We start from the raw sequence: 17,865 nt of genomic DNA on the forward strand, positions 1-17,865 counted from the left end.
TATTACGAAGACACCGTTCTGGATGAACGGTGTCTTTTGGTTGTTCGATCATTTTTTGGTATGATAGAAGGGATTCGAAAGGAAGAGGTGAAGCAGAAATGGTTGATAACGTTCAACAAGACAATTATGAAAAGGCAACTTTTGCTGGTGGATGTTTCTGGTGTATGGTTACACCATTTGAGGAACTGCCAGGTATTATATCCGTTGTGTCAGGTTATATTGGCGGTCACACAAGCAATCCGACTTACAAGGAAGTATGCTCAGAGACAACAGGACATGCAGAAGCGGTTCAAATTACATTTGACCCCGAATTATATCCTTATGATAAATTACTTGATACATTTTGGCGTCAGATTGATCCCACGGATGCAGGAGGTCAGTTCCATGACCGCGGATCGTCTTACCGGACTGGGATTTTTGCCCATAGTGACGAGCAGAAAGAGAAAGCGGAAGCTTCCAAGCAAGCACTTCAGGATAGCGGTCGATTCGATCGGCCCATCGTGACGGAGATTGTTCGGATTGATGCTGAAGCCTTTTATCCTGGGGAAGATTATCATCAGGACTATCATCACAAAAATCCGCAGCATTACAAGGCCTACCGCAAAGGATCAGGACGTGATTCTTATATTGAGAAGCATTGGAACACAGCCCAGGATAAAGCGGAACGTAAGCAAAAATTAACACCGATTCAATTTGAAGTAACCCAAAATAATGGGACAGAGCGGCCATTCGAGAATGAATTCTGGGACTCTCATGAGAAGGGCTTGTATGTGGACATCGTTTCGGGCGAGCCATTATTCAGCTCCTACGACAAGTTTGATTCGGGATGTGGCTGGCCTAGCTTTACGAAACCGGTATTCGAAGGTAGTGTGAAGGAGAAAGCAGATCATAGTCATTCCATGATACGTACAGAGGTGCGAAGCCATGAGGCTGATTCCCATCTAGGCCACGTGTTTAATGATGGTCCAGGGCCTAATGGTCTCAGATACTGCATTAATTCAGCCGCACTTCGGTTTATTCCGTTAGCAGATCTGGAGAAGGAAGGCTACGGCGCTTATCTTCGTTTTTTTGAAGAGAAGTAAGATCTTTCAGGTGAGATTTACAAAAAAGACGCTAATCAGGATGAAGATCCTGGCTAGCGTCTTTTTTGTCCACATAAGAAAGTATAAGTATTCGGTTCCCGAAAACCGCTTTCTTATTGGCGATAAAAACTACATCTAAACGCGGTCGCTCATCCTTGAATGGCCTCGATAGAGGTTTTCTCATTTACAAGGATGTACGGTTAACTACATAAATAATCAGCGCAAGTACTCCAAGGGCAATAGCAACTACATAGAAAAGCGTAAGTCGAGACCAATTGCCTTTGGTTTTGTTGTCATATTCGGGATTACCTACTTTATTTGTTCGGGAGTGACCAATGATCACTGTAAATAAAACTGCCGCTATTAAAATGACAGAAAAGATTAAATAATAAGCATTGCTTGACATCACAGCACCGCTTTCTGTTATTTTCGTGTTGTTGAGCCCATTATAAACTTATTTTAATAAAATGAAAAATGGACAGTCATTCTTTGTACCAAGGGTTCAAATGGATAAGGACTTCATCTACGTCACCATGCTGTTCCATAATGGACTTCTTGATAGCACGGGAGATATCATGACCTTGTTGGACCGTGAGCTCACCTGGAATCGCAACTCTGGCATCCACTAAAATGTAATGACCGTGTTCCCTTGCGCGAATACGATCAATTCGTTTTACCTGTGGAACTGCTTGGATTAACTGCGTATACTGGTGCAGCTTTTGTTGATCCACCGTTTTCTCCATCAGGACATCAAAGGCTTCCTTGCCCATTTCCACAGCTAATTTCAAAACCAATAATGAAACGATAATTCCCGCCGCTGCATCTCCGTAAGATAACCAGTGAATGTTATAAGTTTTACCAACAAAGGCCAATCCAATTCCAATAACTGCCGCCAGTGAGGCGTAAACATCGGCCAAGTGATCCTTGGCTGTAGCAATCAGCCCCTTACTGTTCGTTCTGCTGCCAATCCGCATCGTATACGCATAGAGGACATATTTCCAAGCCATAGAAACAGCTGCAGCAATAAAAGCAACTAAACTTGGCGCTAAAGGTTCGTGGAAAAACGCGACTGTAGAATGATAAGCAATATAAATGGCTGCTAGCGCAAGGATAAAAGCTACAAATCCAGAACCTAACACCTCTGCTTTGCCATGGCCATAGGGATGGTCTTCATCGGCTGGAAGCTTGGAAATTTGCATCGCGCTGAGTGCTGCGATCGTGGCTATAATATCACCTGCGTTATGAACCCCATCTGCTAATAAAACCTCACTATGAAACAGTAAACCTATCACGATTTTCATTGCGGTGAGAATAATGTTGCTGATGAGGGATAGCCATATTGCCCAAAAAGATGATTTGTTGTTGTCGTACATCAATGATGACCTCCTCCAGAAGTGTTTCCCCAAGGAAAAAAAATCCCTTGACCAAGGGTCAAGGGATTAGCTTCATTTTTTATATGGGAATCTAGCAAATTATAATAGGACATGTTCAACACTTCACTTTACACAAATATCTTTGTATAATACCACACATAGCAGTAATTAACAAACCATGGTTCCGTAACCTGCACGTAGGATGAGAATTGATGGGAGGGGAGCAGAAATAGAAGTATGTTAAAGCCTTGGCTGATTGAAATTGAACATCAATTGCTTCCGAATTTGGAGCTTTACAGTGAACAACCTTATGATCCAATTATCGTACACTATATACCTAAGCCATGGAAGGTAGTTGGCTCTGGTAATTATGCAGCTGTACTCTCACATCCGAATTATCCCGAGGTTGTGGTTAAAGTATATGCACCAGGCAGACCGGGCATCCAAGAGGAAACAGAAGTTTATCGACGTTTAGGAAAACATCCCGCATTTTCAGAATGCTTGCACGCAGGGGACAATTATTTGGTACTGCGCCGTTTGAGCGGAGTTACTTTATACAAATGCTTACATCGAGGTCTTCCGATTCCACGACAGGTCATTACAGACATTGATGAAGCACTTGCTTACGCAGTTAGTAGAGGTCTAAACCCACATGACGTACATGGGAAAAATGTGATGATGAATGATGGCAGAGGATTAGTAGTCGACGTGTCTGACTTTATGAAAAGCGAATATTGTCCGATGTGGGACGATTTAAAAAGCGCCTATGACCGTTTCTATTATCCTTGGGTGCGTAAAATGCCTATTCCCGACTTTGCTTTGAATGTAGTTAGGAGAAGCTATCGCAAATGGAAGAAATATCGCAGGAAGAGCAACTGAACCGAAATTTATTTATAAGGAAGGTTCATATATGAGAGTACATGAATTTGAGATCGATTCAGATTTACAACGAGGCGATTTATCGGCCATCTCTGTAAAATCTTCTCATTTTATTTCGGACATTACAATAGACTTCTATCTTGACCATAAGCACCACATTGTGGATGTGAAAAGTCTTCTGGGTATGCTACTAGTCCCGATCAAAGCTGGAACAACACTGCGATTGCTAACAAAAGGCAAAGATGAAGAAGAGGCTATGCACTTTATGTTTGATTTGTTTGAGCCATACCGAGGGGATTAATAATTAATTACTCAACACAATATTTGACCCTATTCTCACAAGATTGGATAGAGAATATCCCTAAAAAAAGGGATAAAATAAAGCGTAATAAAGTAGCTATACGCAATTTAGGGATGATATTGGAGGAATGTACGAGATGAGTAAGTATCACATCGTGGTCGTTGGTTGCGGCAGCATGGCGAATGTATGGGTCGAGTATATGTTAAAACGTGAGGATAGCGACATTGTCGCGCTTGTTGATATTAAGACGGAATTCGCACAAGCCATGGCTGACCGTCATGGCCTTACCTGCGGCATCTATACCAATCTGGAGCAAGCTATTCAGGAAAGCGGTGCTAATCTGGTGCTGGACATCACGATTCCGTCCAGCCATTTCCAGGTGTGCGGTACAGCACTCCGGCAGGGATGTGACGTCTTCGGTGAGAAGCCGATGGCTGCCACGATGGCGGAAGCGCGTGAGCTAGTGCAGCTGGCGGAGCGGACGGGAAGATCATTCTCCGTCATGCAGAACCGTCGCTACGACGCGAACATCCGCGCGCTACGGGAGATCGTTAACGCGGGCACGATCGGCCGCGTTGGTTATGTCGGCGCCGATTTCTTCTTGGGGCCGCATTTTGGGGGCTTTCGCGAAGCGATGGAAAGCCCGCTCATTCTAGACATGGCGATCCATACCTTCGATCAGGCTCGGTTTATTACTGGGGCAGACCCCGTTTCGGTGTACTGCCAGGAATTCAACCCGCCCGGCTCGTGGTACGCCGGGAATGCCTCTGCCATCTGCATCTATGAGATGTCAGACGGCACTGTGTTCTGTTACCGCGGCTCCTGGTGCGCGGAAGGGGCGCCGACCTCTTGGGAGGCGGCTTGGCGTGTGACCGGCGAGCAGGGCACTGCTCTGTGGGACGGAAGCGGCGCACCGTATGCCGAGATCGTCGCCGCCGGCGACCAAGCCGGCAAGTTCATCCGCGACTACATGAGAGTGGACGCGGAAGTGAACTGGCCCGGCCGCAGCGGCCACGCCGGCTGTCTGGACGAGATGTTCGCGGCGCTGGAAGAAGGCCGCCGCGCGGAGACGGACTGCCGCGACAACATCAAAAGCATGGCGATGGTTCTGGGCGCCCTCGAAAGTGCAAAGCTTGGCCAGAAGGTTGATCTGAGGAACTACTGGAACTAGGACGCGTGGGTGATGATGCTGAAAGGAGATAGGGGTAACTTATTAATTTGTTGATTTATGCGTTTCCATTGGAATTTATATGCATTTGGTACATCAAATTTCCATATTTTAAGCCGAAATGGGCTAAATACTTCTAATTAGCTGCACTTTTTGCAGGTTCTCCCGCGAAATTCCCGGTTTGGACAAAATTAGCTGCACTTTTTGCATCAACCTGAGACCTAGCGGCAACCTTGGTTTTACATAGCTCTCATTGTTACTTTTGGGCAGTTCCGTAACGCCGGAGCCGGTTGTATCCTCTTAAGGCCATGACCCTATCGTACAAAAAATCAAAGAAGAGGTTAAACAGAAAGCTCTGTTTAACCTCTTCTTTGTCATTTCCCTTTAATGAATATCTTTCTTTTTAAATCTGCCGCCTTTTACATCATGGATATTGCCGATGGCGAGGAAAGCTTTGGGATCCAATTCGTCCAAGATGGACTTGAGCTTGGCTTCTTCTAGTCGGGTGATGACGCTGAAGATCACTTTCTTGTCATCTCCTGTAAATGCGCCTTCGCCCTTAAGGTAGGTTACGCCGCGGCCTAGTCGGAACGTTATGGTTTCCCCAATTTTGTCGGATTCATCGCTGATAATCCATACGGCTTTGGATTGATCCAGGCCTTCGATGGTGATATCAATCATTTTGAAGGCAATGTAATACGCAATGAGCGAGTACATCGCATGATCCCAACCGAAGACAAAGCCTGCGCTGGCGAGAATAAAAAAGTTGAAAAACATCACGATTTCGCCGACCGAGAACGGCGATTTTTTACTAAATACAATGGCGACAATTTCTGTTCCATCAAGTGAACCGCCTGAGCGAATTACTAATCCTACACCGATACCAAGTATGATTCCACCGAAAACTGCGGCTAGCAAAGGATCAATCGTAATCGCTTGTACCGGATGCAGTAGGGAGGTTCCTATGGACATAAGGACAACAGAGAACAAGGTAGAAATGGCAAATGTTTTGCCGATTTGTTTGTAACCTAAAAGTAAGAAGGGTAAATTCAAAATAACGAGAAATACGCCTAATGGGATTTTTGTCAAATGAGAAACGATGATTGAAATCCCTACAACGCCACCATCAATAATATTGTTGGGGACTAAGAAAATTTCTAAACCAATAGAAAATAAGGCAGATCCGACGATCATGAAAAAAATTCTGCGTATAAATTTAAGGCGGGTTATTTTTTGATGTTGGGAGCGTGCTTGTTCAGCTCCAGCTGATAAGTTTGACATGAAGGGTTCCTCTTTTCCAAATTTCATTCAGTTGGGTTCTAATGAAAAATGAAGGAATGAGGCCCGTGTAACCCGATATGAATTTAAGAAAAGCTAATAAGATACCTTTTAATCTCTCCCATATTTTAGATAATATAAAAACAATAAAAACGACAAATACGGTCATCTCATATTGTTTGTCATAATCCTCGTGTCTTTGAATCTGGTCTTCGTTAGCTCGTATTGTTTCTCTGGTAGGCGGTTGATCTTGAACGGTTAAGACATGGGTCGTATTGGATAAAACGAGAATATCGGTATCGGTAGAATAATGGTGTGAAATTGGCGGTGTCAAAGGAAACACGAACAGCCCAAGAATGATCCAGACCAAAATCGTCCATTGCCATTTATGTTTAAAATGATGCAGGAGCATTCCCTCCAATCATGATTTGCAACCAAATTTGTTTGAATTGTAGCATTTCAGTCCCACTGAGTCAAACCTGAAAGCGGTATCCTTTTTTATTTTCAAATCATGAACTGCGTGATAAGATTGGAGTGTATTTGTGATGTCTATCTTGTAAGCGTATTCAATGTTTTATCCCTTCTCAAAACTCCTTCTAGCGCTTGACCTTAACCTAAGGTTAAGGTTTATTCTTAGAAAAACTTGAAGGAGGAATGAGTATGTCTAAAGATAATAACATTTATCAAGATAACGCAGAAACATACGACCTATTAATTAGTAAGCAACCCAATTTAGCTAAGGTGATTCATGAGATAAGGCCTTATGAACAATTGGATGTGGTGGACTTAGGGGCAGGGACAGGAAGGCTTTCTATGTTTCTGGCTGCAGAAGCCAATTCGCTTTGGTGTCTGGATAGTTCCAAGGCCATGCTGAATGTGTTAGAAAAAAAGTTAACTACATTATCTTCTAATAGTAACTGGCGAACGATTGTTTCTGACCATAGAGCACTGCCATTTGAGAACACTAGCAAGGATCTCGTAGTAGCAGGGTGGAGCTTATGTTATCTGGCTAGCTCGAATAATGTGGATTGGGAGAATAATTTGAAACAAATGATGTCTGAAATTAGACGCATTCTTAGACCAGGCGGTACGGTGATTATCCTGGAGACTTTGGGAACGGGGTTTGCGGAACCGACGAGATATGATTATTTGGCACCCTATTATCATTTGTTAGAAACCGAATATGGGTTTGAGCACACCTCGTTAGCTACTGATTATAAGTTTAAAGATGTGAATGAGGCTGTACAGTTAACCTCGTATTTCTTTGGAGAGGATTTTGGAAATCAAGTAAGGGCAAATAATTGGCATGTGGTACCTGAGCATGCAGGCATTTGGTATAAACACTTCAATTTATAACACCAAAAATTATCGTAATAACTTATAATAGACAATTTTTCATGGATATAGTCCAATAGACCTAAAGTGTTTGTGAATCGCTTGGTTTAGAAAAATGATCCAGCATCCTTGGGGGGAGTTTGCATGTTGAGGATCTTATTACAGAAAAACAGTTGGATGCGGTATGTGATAGCAGGTATCGTTTCGTTAAGCTTATACATCGGTTTATATCACATCATTACCGTAGAAGGAGCCGACAATAATCCGCGATTCATGATGCTTCGGTTAGAGGACATAGGTCCTGGTGGCTATTATAGTACACCTGAAGGGCTCGGAAAGCTGAGAGCCGTCTTTGATTATCTACATCAGCAGCATGTTCACTACAGTATGGCGGTCGTCCCGCGTTGGATCAATATAAGTCAAGACGGTACACGTTATGATCGTGCTATCGATCAATTGAATAATGACTATATTCAAGCTTTTGATCGAGTTCTGAGCGACGCTGTGGAGCACGGCGGATCTATCGGCATGCATGGTTATACGCATCAGGTAGGCAATGTTTATCGTGAGGATGGACATCAAGCCTCAGGTCAAGGCAACGAATTTAATGTGATCGATATGCCTGAAACAGCGACTACTGCTTTTGCGGAACAGCGTGTGCAGGAAGGTTATCGCCGTTTTCGCCTTGCGAATTTATCGCCTCATTTCTGGGAAGCGCCGCATTATCATACAACGCCCGAACAGGATAAGGTGTTTCGTTCCTATTTTGGCCTCTTTTATCAACCAGATGTTACGATCGATTCCAACCCACCTGCAGCTCAATATAAGAATGCTCAAAATAAGGGCTTTGGAAATACGTCGTTTGGCAATGTATTCGTACCGACAACTCTTTCGTATATACCAAGTGGCAAAGATGAGAAGTTTATTCTTAATCAAATGGGGAAAACAGAGCGAATTAACTCCTTTTTCTATCATCCTTTTTTGGAGTTCAGTCATCTCGTACCGGTTGTGGATGATTGGGGTGAACAGAAATGGAAGGACGGTATACCGCAATATCAATACGCTGGTGAGAATAAAAGTGTGTTACAAAGGCTAATCACACAAATTCATTTGAAGGGTTATCCGTTCTACTCCATTCATGATTACATACCCTTTGCACCATCTGTGAGTCTGAAGGTTGGCAGCACGAAATCTACACTCGTACAAATTGGTAACGTTACAGGCAGGAATCAAGATGACATTGTGACATGGGATAAAAAGACCTCTAATCTGTCGGTCATTCAAGCTCAGTACACAGGATTACGCAATGAAAACCAACCTGTACCACAGGTTTGGATGTCCTTGCCATATGCAGATGGCTCATCTTTTACACTTAATGGGATGAATGATCGGAATAAAAAAGGGCTTTGGGTCGTTCGACCTTCCGGCAAGCTTGAGAGTTATTCTTCAAATGGGACTTCGTTCGTACGACAACAAAGTTGGACGATTCCGGCTAAACGTTGGTACGATTTGTATGAATTGCGTCAGCCTAATGGGGACTGTATCCTTGCCGGTCAATCGAAAGATCGAAGTCAACTTCTAGGTGTTTATATGCATGATGGGAAGGTTAAAGAAATTAAGCCATATACATTCAGGTCCAATTCTTCAAGGGATTTACTTGTGAGAAATTTACGAAATGAGGATAATCAACGCTTGTTTTTGTTTAAAGAGAATACCTCCCAAGGTGTGGAATTTGAATTGGATACAGCGAACATGCAATGGAAGCTGAATAAGGTTTCACTGAACATTCCTGATGAGCTTGGCGGCGTCCAGTTCGGTGATTTTAACGGAGATGGCAAGGAAGATATTTTACGCACCGACACCAAAAATTTAACGAACCGTGTATATCTACAGACAACGGATAATGAATACAAGCTGCTTTCGGTTTTTGGTCCATGGGGCCGAGTGAATGGACGTTTAACTGTTGCTGATTTCGATGGAAATGGGAAAGTTGATATCGCGATGTTACCAAACGATGATGGCCAATTGGATGTTGCTTTGTCCTATCAGAGTCTGAATGTTAATGAATAAGAAGCAAAAGAGGGGGCTATTTGGCTCCTTTTTTTGCTTAATAATTTACAATACAAAGTGCAATTTGTTAAAATTAGTTATTCGTTAGTGGGATTTAAAGGAAACATTATTAGGATATGCGAATCAAGGAGGATCATTTTGAGAACACCTATTTTATATGGCTCCGTGCACGTATTGTTTTATAGAAACGAAGAGGTTTTATTATTGAAGAGGCAAAATACAGGGTTTCAAGACGGTAATTGGAGCGTTGTTGCGGGCAGGATGGATGGCGGTGAAGAGGTCATCGCAGCTGCAATAAGAGAAGCGGAAGAAGAAGCTGGGGTTGTCATCAAGCCTACAGATATTGAAATCATCGGTGTTATGCATCGCAAAAATACGACGTCGGAATGGGTGGACTTCTTTCTAAACGTACATTGCTGGCAGGGTGAGATTACGAATAAAGAGCCAGAGAAGTGCGAGCAATTGAAGTGGTTTCATTTGAAGGAGCTTCCAGACAATATGGTTAACTATATACGGCTTGCTTTAGAGAAGAAACAACAGGGACTCTGGTTTGAAAGTATAGGATGGTGAATATATGAGTAGTGATAAAATCGACATCAGAAATATCCGAGTAGAGGAAGCCAAGGGCTATTGGGCGCTGCGGCTTGAGGCACTGCAAAAACACCCTGCTGCATTCGGCGCTGCTTATGAAGAATCGGTCTTACTGCCAATCGAAGAAGTGGAGAAACGAATTGGTCAAGACAGCGGTAATTATATATTGGGTGCTTTTACAACGGAAGGTCAGCTTATCGGTACAGTAGGATTTAAACGAGAGCAAAGTCTAAAACTGAAGCATAAAGCCTTTATTTGGGGTGTATATGTATCAGAGAACCATCGCGGGCAGGGAATTGCGAAACAATTAATGGTAGAAGTGATCCGTAAAGGGAAACAATTAGAAGGTTTGAAGCAAGTGACCCTTAGCGTGGTAACCACGAACGGAGCAGCTATTGAGCTCTACCGCAAATTAGGCTTTGAGTCGTATGGTGTTGAACGAAATGCTTTGGAATATGAGGGTCAGGGCTATGATGAAGAATTGATGGTTTACATTTATTAGGAGCAATAGTTTAAACGGAGAGCTGCCATTGTGCGGCTCTTTTTTGCAGCTATTTGGACCAGGTGGACTCAGACTGCATACAGTGTAAAAGATGATCCTATTAGACGAAGGTGATGACGTGCGCAGTGTGGTTGGAATTCTTCTAGACCGAAGAACTTATTTAGGCATTCACAGGCAGCAGACGGGATATGAACGAATCGATCTTTACAATAAAGCTGCTGAAAATCTCGGAATGACGCCTTTCTACATGTGCCTCCAGCATATTAGTGAGAAGTCAGCTCTAGGTTTATGCTATGAAAATAAAAAGTATCGACTTATTAGGCTGCCTATTCCTAAAGTCACTCATAACCGTGCGATGACGCTTACACCGTATTTACAAAAGAAATTAGCGCTTCTTTCCAATTCAAGTATTGTATTCAATGGGAAAAATCGCCACGATAAACTTCGTATTCACAAGTTACTAACGACAAACAAATCAATTCGGGAGTTTCTTCCTGAATCTATGGCTTACTCACGAGAACAATTGGTAGACGCTATGGAAAGATTTTCGTCACTTTACATTAAACCAACGAATAGCAGCATTGGTAAAGGGGTGATTAAAATCACTCAGAAGGGAAACGAGGATTGGCAGCTTTGTTGGAGTAATAACGAACCTAAAATGCTAAGTGAAAAGAATACACAAGCTTTTATCCATGAAATGGTTGGAACACAAAGCTATCTCATCCAACAAGCGATTTCTTTGGCAACGTATCATGGTCGACCGTATGATCTAAGGATTTCTGCCCAGCGCGGAGATAAAGGGAAGTGGCAGATAACAGGCATTGCAGGCAAAGTTGCTGCATCAGGTAGACATGTTACTAATCTAGCTAAAGGTGGAGAAGCAAGGCGATGTGAAGAGTTGTTTCAGGCTAGCGGCTTTGATCCTTACCGAATGAAGGCTGTTGTTGAGCAAGTTTCTCTGATGATAGTTGAAAACCTGAGTGAGCGAATCCCAACCATAGCAGATGTCGGATTGGATGTTGGCGTTGACGATTATGGGCGTATTAAGCTTATTGAAGTGAATGGAAGAGATCAAAGGTATGAATTCAAGCAATTGAAAATGCATCAAACTTTTAATAATACGTATGAGACACCGTTACGATATGCTAAGTTTCTATTAAACCGATGAAGTTTCAATGAATCTAGCCCTATCTTTTGTGGGGCGATTACATAGGAAATAAAAGAAATGGGGATTAACACTACTATAATTGGCATATTCAACTAGGACACAAACAACGTGATGCGAATAAACTTTAATATGGCGTTGTAAAGGTGGAATCCGAAGGTGAAAAGTCGAGTATTAGTTATTAAAATGAATTTATTGCCCTGGTATAATGAGCTTGATGATGATCTAGATATCCATCATTCACAATTTCCAGAGCTTGTCCGTGAAAAAATAACAACAATTGGCGAGTATACGATTGACTTCATAAGTCGATTTGAAACGAGATTGAGGCAAATTAACAAGGATTCTTAGCCAATTCACCTCCGCGGCTGATGTTGTACGGTTAGGAGGTTTTTTGCTTTACTTTCTTAATGTAAGTTCGATATTCTTTGTACCATTGAAAGAGCCATACTCCTAATGTGAAATAGACCCCGCTTGCCAAGTATCCGCCAATGACATCACTAGGGTAATGAACCCCAAGATAAATCCGACTCATACCGATTAGGATGATCATAAGGACACAGAGTATGATGATGATACTTCTCCCGATTCTCGTAGAGAGATGCCGCCAAAGTAGAAAGGCAAGAGATGCGTAAAGCGCGAAGGCTTCCATGGAATGTCCGCTAGGAAAGCTGTAGCCAGTTTCTTGTATAAGTCTATGTAAGTCGGGTCTTTGACGAACAAAATATAATTTGAGGAGAGTATTAATAATAGCTGTACCTGCCACTATGGAGATAAAGAAAATGAGCTCGAAGCGATGATGCAAAACAAAATAAAGAAAAAGTATGGCAGAGAGGGCAAGTATGACCACTATCGGGGTTGAACCAATGTAAGTAAATACTTTCATGAATAAAGTGAGTCCAGGCGATTCCATCCCTTGAATGAGAGAAATCATGTAGTGATCGAATTGCGCGATCTGTTGGCCCTGAATGAGGGTAGCAACAAGTGAGAAGCATATAAGTGAGAGGATACAAAGAATAAGGACAAAAGTAATCTTAAGTTTTGGAAGCATGGTAAGTTCTCCAAATTTACAATTTAGTGTTTACAAATATTTAGTATATCATAAGGTTTATTTATGTATACGAGACTTAATGATATATAAAGGTATTTCATCATACTTCTAGAATTATGGATCATTAAGAGGTGATCTGATGGAATTATATCATTTTAGCCATGAACCCGATATTGAGGTATTCATCCCAAGAGTAAAGGCAAATCGTACGGATATGCCTCCAGTTGTATGGGCAATAGACCCTGAGCATGCCTTTACTTTTTACGTTCCACGGAATTGTCCGCGCATTGTTTACAAGAGGTCAGCAACGATGAGTGAAGAGGATGAGCGAACATTTTTTGGAGTAAGTTCCTCTGACACGGTCATGGTGATGGAGAACGATTGGTATTCACAGATCAGTCAGACAACCATGTATCGGTATACATTTACAAGGGAAGGTTTTGAACGGTTTGACGAAACCGCAGGTTACTTCATTTCTCACAAAACGGTCAGACCTCTTGAAATGCAACCCATTAGTCATTTATTAGATCAATTATTGGCATTAAATATTGAAGTGAGATTTACACCGAGATTAAATAAACTCCGAGAAGCCATTCTTGCTTCAACGCTCACTGATTTTGGTATTCATCGATTTGAACATGCGAAGCGGTAATAAGTAGTTGTAAATTTATTAAAGTTTGAATCTCTCGATCTGCTCCCATTTATTCTCGAGTTCTAATATTCGCTTTTGCATGGGGCCAAAGAGGTCGAAGTGCGGATAGGAAGGACTATAGTGAATATATTGCGGGTTCAGTCCATGGGATACGCACCATTTGGATAGCCGATCCAAATCTGAACAGCCTACCTTCGTGACGGTTCGAATGCCAACAAAGCGTTTATCCAGCCAGTAATGAGTCAAAAAGGCAATCTCGCCGCGGCTAACGGCAGCCTTCCATTGTTGAAGTTCTTCTCTTTTTATGCCAAAGGCCATTGAGATTCCATCCTTTTTGCTTAGAATTCATAAAAGTGTGTTATAATTATACAATATAAGACAAGAAGAGGCAGGGAATGACCTGCTTCTTTTTATTTTTAAAAATGAATTTGGCTTTTGTATTGCTTCATACCCATGAAAACAAGTAAAATAGAAGAGAAGCATTATTTGATCGATGTAAAGCCAACGATGCCAACAAGGGATTGGATCCTTTTCAATGAGGAAGAACCAGACGGTCAGCATGTTTTTACCCACAAGAAAATAAAAGGTTTAAAGGAAAAGGGGACATTTAAAAGTGAACGTTCATTTAAATTTTACGAACAAGGGAAAACTGGTTATTGAAAATTTTAACAATGAGGAATTAATTGAAATTTTCAGCCGATACATCAACACGTTAACGAAGAAATACGCGGTAGATGTTAAGGTCCTTGCAGAAGCTAATCAGAACATTGTCGAAGACGGTTCATTCAAAGTTATCCTTTCCAATGTACAGTGTGATGTTGAAACTTTTTTCAAAGAACTCGGAAGAGACATTAAAGTGCCTTTGAAAAAAAGATCCGATGGAAAATTGGAGAACGTGTTTAAAATCCAGGTTATTGAGTAAATTACGGAGGCTTGTATGCTTAGTTTAGAAGAAAAATTAGCTATCGTGGAATCTTTTCCCGAGTTAGAGCGGAAAAATGTATCACTTGGACGGATCAATTTTCATTATGAAGATAGTGCTTATGATAAGAAGACCGTTGTTTATCACCTGCACCCAAACGGAAATGGATTTGTGTACGCTGAATATATCAAAGGATATGCGACGGACAATAAAGGGCTAATTAATATCCGTGATTTCAGCGCGGAAGAGCTGCGCGACATTATCGAGAAGTCGATTCATTCTTTAACGGGTAAGACATCCAAGAAGCTTCCAAAGATCGATACAGAACAACAAGAAGAGCATTGGATAGATGAAGACGGCCATCTCTTGGTCGTTACTTTCGTTGAAGATTTATGGTATATCTATGCTGGCAGCAATCTAGACTGCGCTTTTGAAACCTATGAAGAGGTCCAAGAGTATCTGGAAGAAGAAGGATTCACTAAAAAGTAGATCTTATAGATATAAATTAAGAAAACCTCATCTACGGATGGGGTTTTCTTTCATGAGGAATGCTGTCAAATAGGAAGCTGCTGCTAAAAGTGTTCCGAATACAAGGTAGATCATCGGATGACAGTAGAAAGGAAGTTCTTCACAAGCTAAAACATATCCGCTCTGTAATAACAAGTTATGACCGGATGATGGAAGAGTGTCAAGAATTCCGAGTATATAAATGAAAACAATTTTTTCGATGAATAAAATGAAAAGTAGGGAGAACGAGGCGAAGATTTTGCCCGTGTAATGCTGATTCCGAACCCAATATCCTATTGAAAAATAAGGTGCAACGGAAAAGAGAAGTCCATAGTATAAGCCTGACTTCGTGATAGATCTGTCATAGGGAACACTCGAAAAAATAGGGAAGGATAGGGCTGCTAACGCAAAAGTTAACCCGTACAAGCTAATAAACAAGACAATTAGTTTTAAGGAGTGCGGAAGAAAATTCTTGTAGGTTCTATCGGATAGGTTCATTTGATCAGCTCCAAGCGGGATTGGAAGTATTAACCATATAACGATAACATGGAGGTGACTTTGTGAGCAACATTAGAGGGCTATTTGTGCTATAATTGATGGAAAATTGATCTAGCAGCAATTGATTCTAGTGGGGGTATTTTCGTGAAATTTAGGCCTTGTATCGATTTACACAACGGTAAAGTTAAACAAATCGTAGGTGAGACATTAAGTACGGATGGTAAGGAAATCATTGAAAATTTTGTTTCCTCTTATGACTCAACCTATTATGCCGCGATGTTCAAAAGGGATCATCTACTTGGAGGACATGTCATCATGCTAGGTGACGGGAATAAGGATGAAGCCGTGAACGCGCTACGTGAGTATTCCGGCGGTTTGCAAATTGGCGGTGGTATTCATGCGGAGAATGCTAGCTATTATCTTGAGCAAGGTGCCTCACACGTCGTTGTGACCTCCTATATTTTCCGCGACGGGCAACTTAATATGGACAATCTGAAACAAATCGTAGCTGAGGTTGGAAAAAACAATTTAGTCATAGATCTCAGCTGTAAAGAGAAAGATGGTAAATGGTTCGTAGCTACAAACCAGTGGAAGCAATTGAGTAACTTTGAATTGAATAAAGAAAATATTCGGTTTCTAGAACAATATTGTGATGAGTTTCTGATTCACGCTGTTGATGTAGAGGGCAAACAAAGCGGGATTCAGCAAAGCCTGGTCAGTACGTTGGCAGATTGGGTTGTAATTCCTACTACCTACGCTGGAGGGGCAAGATCATTCGCGGATATTGAGTTATTCAATGAGTTATCCAGCGGAAAGCTTGATATTACCATTGGGAGTGCCTTAGATATTTTCGGAGGCAAGCTCTCTTATGATGAAGTTGTGAAATATATGAACGAAATAACTTAGTTAAAAGCAGCAGATACCTTATGATTATGGTATCTGCTATTTTTAATTAGATAATCGACTCCAATTGTTGTTCTTAGGATTAAACGTTATTATTAAAGCTGTGCGTTAATGTATGGCGTACATTTACGATTCGGTGAAATAGGGGATGTTTGAGGGATGGCACGCTGGCAAACACTTTATTACTTGGGTATGGTTTTGGCTCTGATATTAGCTGTAACTGGGGAATTAATTTGGCTGCCAGATCCCTTGCGATTGGGTACAAGGATTTATTGGATAGATGCGATTGATCTACTGATCTATGCTCTTGCCTTGATTCCTTTTCTTTGGATGGCTGGTGCACTATGGCATATGTTCTCGCAAGGAAATGCCTGGGGTCGCGTTCGAAGTGTCGCGGTAATCGTTGCTTCCTTGGCGAGTGTAATCATCCTCCTCACAATTCCGAAAAAGATTGAAATTTCGGTGAGTATTTTTCTAATAACTTGGTTACTAGTGTTTATAGATTTATTTTTCCATGAACGGATGCGTCGTAAGATGCCTGTTCAGAGTATAACTTTGTTTATTTCCACTTTGTTACTAATGCTTGTGATGTTCTGGCCGACGAATTCTATGGTCACTTACCCAGGATTGACCTTAAATATGAATCGTTACGCACAGGCAAATGAGGGAAATGTTCATGGAGAAATTTCTGGTGTACTCGTCTTTGAGCGGCCAGCATTTCCGATCGATTGGCTATATGCGAAGCTTTTTGCTAAGTATGTATTTGAACCGAAGAATCTTGGAATGTCTTTGGGAGAGTACAACCAAGAAGTACGTACGATGAAGGCGGATGCGAACGCCGCGGGAAGTGCTATTGCTTTTCAGAAAGTAGGTAAAGGCAAGGGAATCACCTCGCACGGTGTTCGTATCACGGCTATCCTGAAAGATAGCCCTGGCACTGGCATCTTGCAGCTAAGCGATGTGATCGAGGAAGTAAATGATTATAGCGTTACAACGATTCAAGAGCTGACAGCCCGCATGAAATTGACCAAGCCCGGGGATCAGGTGAAGGTGTTGGTGCTGCGCGGCGGACAGCAAGTAAGTCTTTCGGTTCAGACTCGAGCAAATCCGGATGACCCAAGTCGTGCTGCCTTCGGCATTCAAGTTGCGAATGAGATGCAATATGATATTCCAATTCCGGTGAAATATCATAACTATTTACTGCATGAGGGAGGACCCTCGCATGGGGCAGTGCTGGCACTAACATTGATTGATCAGCTTACACCTTGCGGTGTTACTTATGGCAATCGTGTTGCAGCCACGGGTACCATGGAGCCCGATGGTTCGATCGGTCCTGTTGGAGGCGTAGAGCAAAAAGCCTATAGCGTCAGCAGAACAGATGCCGATGTATTCTTCGTTCCATCTCTAAATGAGTCAGAAGCAAGACGAGGAGCGCCCGGGCTGCTTATTGTACCAGTGCATACGATTGACGATATGTTGAATTGGTTGCGTAATAATCCTAAGCAAAAAAGTCAGTCAACTTGCTCTTAGCCAAAAGCGCACGTTGTCACTTCGACAACAGCGCTTTTTCATAGTTTACTTAGCCATG

The 17,865-nt window shown here is 42.0% G+C and carries 22 protein-coding genes; 16 read left to right on the forward strand and 6 right to left on the reverse strand.

Features of this window, described 5'->3' with window-relative positions; genetic code table 11:
* Positions 1-98 precede the first annotated feature (98 nt).
* A complete protein-coding gene (gene msrB / locus AC58UU_RS20885; RefSeq protein WP_497318626.1) occupies positions 99-1,082 on the forward strand; it encodes a peptide-methionine (R)-S-oxide reductase MsrB in 984 nt (327 codons plus the stop codon).
* Between the two features lie 184 nt (positions 1,083-1,266).
* On the opposite strand, the gene AC58UU_RS20890 is transcribed toward msrB, so the two are convergent.
* Complete coding sequence (locus AC58UU_RS20890; RefSeq protein ID WP_497318627.1) at positions 1,267-1,488, reverse strand: hypothetical protein; 222 nt, start codon at positions 1,486-1,488, stop codon at positions 1,267-1,269.
* 76 nt (positions 1,489-1,564) lie between these two features.
* Positions 1,565-2,455, reverse strand: coding sequence for a cation diffusion facilitator family transporter (locus AC58UU_RS20895; RefSeq protein WP_497318628.1), 891 nt, complete (start codon positions 2,453-2,455; stop codon positions 1,565-1,567).
* Positions 2,456-2,692: 237 nt separating this feature from the next.
* Here AC58UU_RS20895 and AC58UU_RS20900 point away from each other — a divergent pair, with 237 nt between their 5' ends.
* From AC58UU_RS20900 to AC58UU_RS20910, 3 genes are all read left to right on the forward strand, one after another.
* Positions 2,693-3,334: a serine/threonine protein kinase gene (locus AC58UU_RS20900; RefSeq protein ID WP_497318629.1), complete on the forward strand. Its 642-nt coding sequence runs from the start codon at positions 2,693-2,695 to the stop codon at positions 3,332-3,334.
* A gap of 31 nt (positions 3,335-3,365) precedes the next feature.
* Complete coding sequence (locus AC58UU_RS20905; RefSeq protein ID WP_497318630.1) at positions 3,366-3,635, forward strand: HPr family phosphocarrier protein; 270 nt, start codon at positions 3,366-3,368, stop codon at positions 3,633-3,635.
* Between the two features lie 136 nt (positions 3,636-3,771).
* Positions 3,772-4,806, forward strand: a complete 1,035-nt coding sequence (locus AC58UU_RS20910; protein ID WP_497318631.1) for a Gfo/Idh/MocA family protein — start codon at positions 3,772-3,774, stop codon at positions 4,804-4,806.
* Between the two features lie 381 nt (positions 4,807-5,187).
* Here AC58UU_RS20910 and AC58UU_RS20915 read toward each other — a convergent pair whose 3' ends face one another.
* Positions 5,188-6,084 carry a YitT family protein gene (locus AC58UU_RS20915; RefSeq protein WP_497318632.1) on the reverse strand — a complete coding sequence of 299 codons (897 nt, stop codon included), beginning with the start codon at positions 6,082-6,084 and terminating at the stop codon, positions 5,188-5,190.
* The gene (locus AC58UU_RS20920; RefSeq protein WP_497318633.1) at positions 6,059-6,493 is read right to left on the reverse strand and encodes a hypothetical protein; all 435 of its coding nucleotides are present in this window, start codon (positions 6,491-6,493) and stop codon (positions 6,059-6,061) included. Before AC58UU_RS20920 ends, AC58UU_RS20915 begins: the two co-directional genes overlap by 26 nt.
* A gap of 248 nt (positions 6,494-6,741) precedes the next feature.
* Here AC58UU_RS20920 and AC58UU_RS20925 point away from each other — a divergent pair, with 248 nt between their 5' ends.
* The 6 genes from AC58UU_RS20925 to AC58UU_RS20950 all read left to right on the forward strand — a co-directional run bounded on the left by AC58UU_RS20925 (position 6,742) and on the right by AC58UU_RS20950 (position 12,095).
* Positions 6,742-7,437 (forward strand): class I SAM-dependent methyltransferase, encoded by a 696-nt coding sequence (locus AC58UU_RS20925; RefSeq protein WP_497318634.1) that lies wholly within the window; start codon positions 6,742-6,744, stop codon positions 7,435-7,437.
* Between the two features lie 123 nt (positions 7,438-7,560).
* Complete coding sequence (locus AC58UU_RS20930) at positions 7,561-9,486, forward strand: DUF2334 domain-containing protein (protein WP_497318635.1); 1,926 nt, start codon at positions 7,561-7,563, stop codon at positions 9,484-9,486.
* Positions 9,487-9,624: 138 nt separating this feature from the next.
* Positions 9,625-10,056: an NUDIX domain-containing protein gene (locus tag AC58UU_RS20935; protein WP_497318636.1), complete on the forward strand. Its 432-nt coding sequence runs from the start codon at positions 9,625-9,627 to the stop codon at positions 10,054-10,056.
* 4 nt (positions 10,057-10,060) lie between these two features.
* Entirely contained in the window at positions 10,061-10,579 is a 519-nt protein-coding gene (locus AC58UU_RS20940) for a GNAT family N-acetyltransferase (RefSeq protein ID WP_497318637.1), read from the forward strand.
* 91 nt (positions 10,580-10,670) lie between these two features.
* A complete protein-coding gene (locus AC58UU_RS20945) occupies positions 10,671-11,747 on the forward strand; it encodes a YheC/YheD family protein (RefSeq protein WP_497318638.1) in 1,077 nt (358 codons plus the stop codon).
* A 156-nt stretch (positions 11,748-11,903) separates the two neighbouring features.
* The gene (locus AC58UU_RS20950) at positions 11,904-12,095 is read left to right on the forward strand and encodes a hypothetical protein (protein WP_497318639.1); all 192 of its coding nucleotides are present in this window, start codon (positions 11,904-11,906) and stop codon (positions 12,093-12,095) included.
* Between the two features lie 31 nt (positions 12,096-12,126).
* Here AC58UU_RS20950 and AC58UU_RS20955 read toward each other — a convergent pair whose 3' ends face one another.
* The gene (locus AC58UU_RS20955) at positions 12,127-12,795 is read right to left on the reverse strand and encodes a phosphatase PAP2 family protein (protein WP_497318640.1); all 669 of its coding nucleotides are present in this window, start codon (positions 12,793-12,795) and stop codon (positions 12,127-12,129) included.
* 139 nt (positions 12,796-12,934) lie between these two features.
* On the opposite strand from AC58UU_RS20955, the gene AC58UU_RS20960 reads away from it, so the two are divergent.
* The gene (locus tag AC58UU_RS20960; protein ID WP_497318641.1) at positions 12,935-13,447 is read left to right on the forward strand and encodes a DUF6886 family protein; all 513 of its coding nucleotides are present in this window, start codon (positions 12,935-12,937) and stop codon (positions 13,445-13,447) included.
* An 18-nt stretch (positions 13,448-13,465) separates the two neighbouring features.
* On the opposite strand, the gene AC58UU_RS20965 is transcribed toward AC58UU_RS20960, so the two are convergent.
* Positions 13,466-13,765: a hypothetical protein gene (locus AC58UU_RS20965; RefSeq protein WP_171645487.1), complete on the reverse strand. Its 300-nt coding sequence runs from the start codon at positions 13,763-13,765 to the stop codon at positions 13,466-13,468.
* A gap of 135 nt (positions 13,766-13,900) precedes the next feature.
* Here AC58UU_RS20965 and AC58UU_RS20970 point away from each other — a divergent pair, with 135 nt between their 5' ends.
* The 5 genes from AC58UU_RS20970 to AC58UU_RS20990 all read left to right on the forward strand — a co-directional run bounded on the left by AC58UU_RS20970 (position 13,901) and on the right by AC58UU_RS20990 (position 17,807).
* Positions 13,901-14,107, forward strand: coding sequence for a hypothetical protein (locus AC58UU_RS20970; RefSeq protein ID WP_497318642.1), 207 nt, complete (start codon positions 13,901-13,903; stop codon positions 14,105-14,107).
* Positions 14,061-14,369, forward strand: coding sequence for a hypothetical protein (locus tag AC58UU_RS20975; protein ID WP_029198301.1), 309 nt, complete (start codon positions 14,061-14,063; stop codon positions 14,367-14,369). Before AC58UU_RS20970 ends, AC58UU_RS20975 begins: the two co-directional genes overlap by 47 nt.
* A 15-nt stretch (positions 14,370-14,384) precedes the next feature.
* A complete protein-coding gene (locus AC58UU_RS20980) occupies positions 14,385-14,858 on the forward strand; it encodes a hypothetical protein (protein ID WP_497318643.1) in 474 nt (157 codons plus the stop codon).
* A gap of 660 nt (positions 14,859-15,518) precedes the next feature.
* The gene (gene hisA / locus AC58UU_RS20985; protein ID WP_497318644.1) at positions 15,519-16,280 is read left to right on the forward strand and encodes a phosphoribosylformimino-5-aminoimidazole carboxamide ribotide isomerase; all 762 of its coding nucleotides are present in this window, start codon (positions 15,519-15,521) and stop codon (positions 16,278-16,280) included.
* Positions 16,281-16,436: 156 nt separating this feature from the next.
* Positions 16,437-17,807 (forward strand): PDZ domain-containing protein, encoded by a 1,371-nt coding sequence (locus AC58UU_RS20990; protein WP_497318645.1) that lies wholly within the window; start codon positions 16,437-16,439, stop codon positions 17,805-17,807.
* The last annotated feature ends 58 nt before the right edge of the window (positions 17,808-17,865 follow it).

This window comes from Paenibacillus sp. JT22N1 (assembly GCF_059692155.1).

Bases quoted from the DNA above. Each gene is read 5' to 3' on its own strand.
- msrB (WP_497318626.1), top strand. From the start codon at position 99: ATGGTTGATAACGTTCAACAAGACAATTATGAAAAGGCAACTTTTGCT.
- AC58UU_RS20890 (WP_497318627.1), bottom strand. From the start codon at position 1,488: ATGTCAAGCAATGCTTATTATTTAATCTTTTCTGTCATTTTAATAGCG.
- AC58UU_RS20895 (WP_497318628.1), bottom strand. From the start codon at position 2,455: ATGTACGACAACAACAAATCATCTTTTTGGGCAATATGGCTATCCCTC.
- AC58UU_RS20900 (WP_497318629.1), top strand. From the start codon at position 2,693: ATGTTAAAGCCTTGGCTGATTGAAATTGAACATCAATTGCTTCCGAAT.
- AC58UU_RS20905 (WP_497318630.1), top strand. From the start codon at position 3,366: ATGAGAGTACATGAATTTGAGATCGATTCAGATTTACAACGAGGCGAT.
- AC58UU_RS20910 (WP_497318631.1), top strand. From the start codon at position 3,772: ATGAGTAAGTATCACATCGTGGTCGTTGGTTGCGGCAGCATGGCGAAT.
- AC58UU_RS20915 (WP_497318632.1), bottom strand. From the start codon at position 6,084: ATGTCAAACTTATCAGCTGGAGCTGAACAAGCACGCTCCCAACATCAA.
- AC58UU_RS20920 (WP_497318633.1), bottom strand. From the start codon at position 6,493: ATGCTCCTGCATCATTTTAAACATAAATGGCAATGGACGATTTTGGTC.
- AC58UU_RS20925 (WP_497318634.1), top strand. From the start codon at position 6,742: ATGTCTAAAGATAATAACATTTATCAAGATAACGCAGAAACATACGAC.
- AC58UU_RS20930 (WP_497318635.1), top strand. From the start codon at position 7,561: ATGTTGAGGATCTTATTACAGAAAAACAGTTGGATGCGGTATGTGATA.
- AC58UU_RS20940 (WP_497318637.1), top strand. From the start codon at position 10,061: ATGAGTAGTGATAAAATCGACATCAGAAATATCCGAGTAGAGGAAGCC.
- AC58UU_RS20945 (WP_497318638.1), top strand. From the start codon at position 10,671: ATGATCCTATTAGACGAAGGTGATGACGTGCGCAGTGTGGTTGGAATT.
- AC58UU_RS20955 (WP_497318640.1), bottom strand. From the start codon at position 12,795: ATGCTTCCAAAACTTAAGATTACTTTTGTCCTTATTCTTTGTATCCTC.
- AC58UU_RS20960 (WP_497318641.1), top strand. From the start codon at position 12,935: ATGGAATTATATCATTTTAGCCATGAACCCGATATTGAGGTATTCATC.
- AC58UU_RS20965 (WP_171645487.1), bottom strand. From the start codon at position 13,765: ATGGCCTTTGGCATAAAAAGAGAAGAACTTCAACAATGGAAGGCTGCC.
- AC58UU_RS20970 (WP_497318642.1), top strand. From the start codon at position 13,901: ATGAAAACAAGTAAAATAGAAGAGAAGCATTATTTGATCGATGTAAAG.
- AC58UU_RS20980 (WP_497318643.1), top strand. From the start codon at position 14,385: ATGCTTAGTTTAGAAGAAAAATTAGCTATCGTGGAATCTTTTCCCGAG.
- AC58UU_RS20990 (WP_497318645.1), top strand. From the start codon at position 16,437: ATGGCACGCTGGCAAACACTTTATTACTTGGGTATGGTTTTGGCTCTG.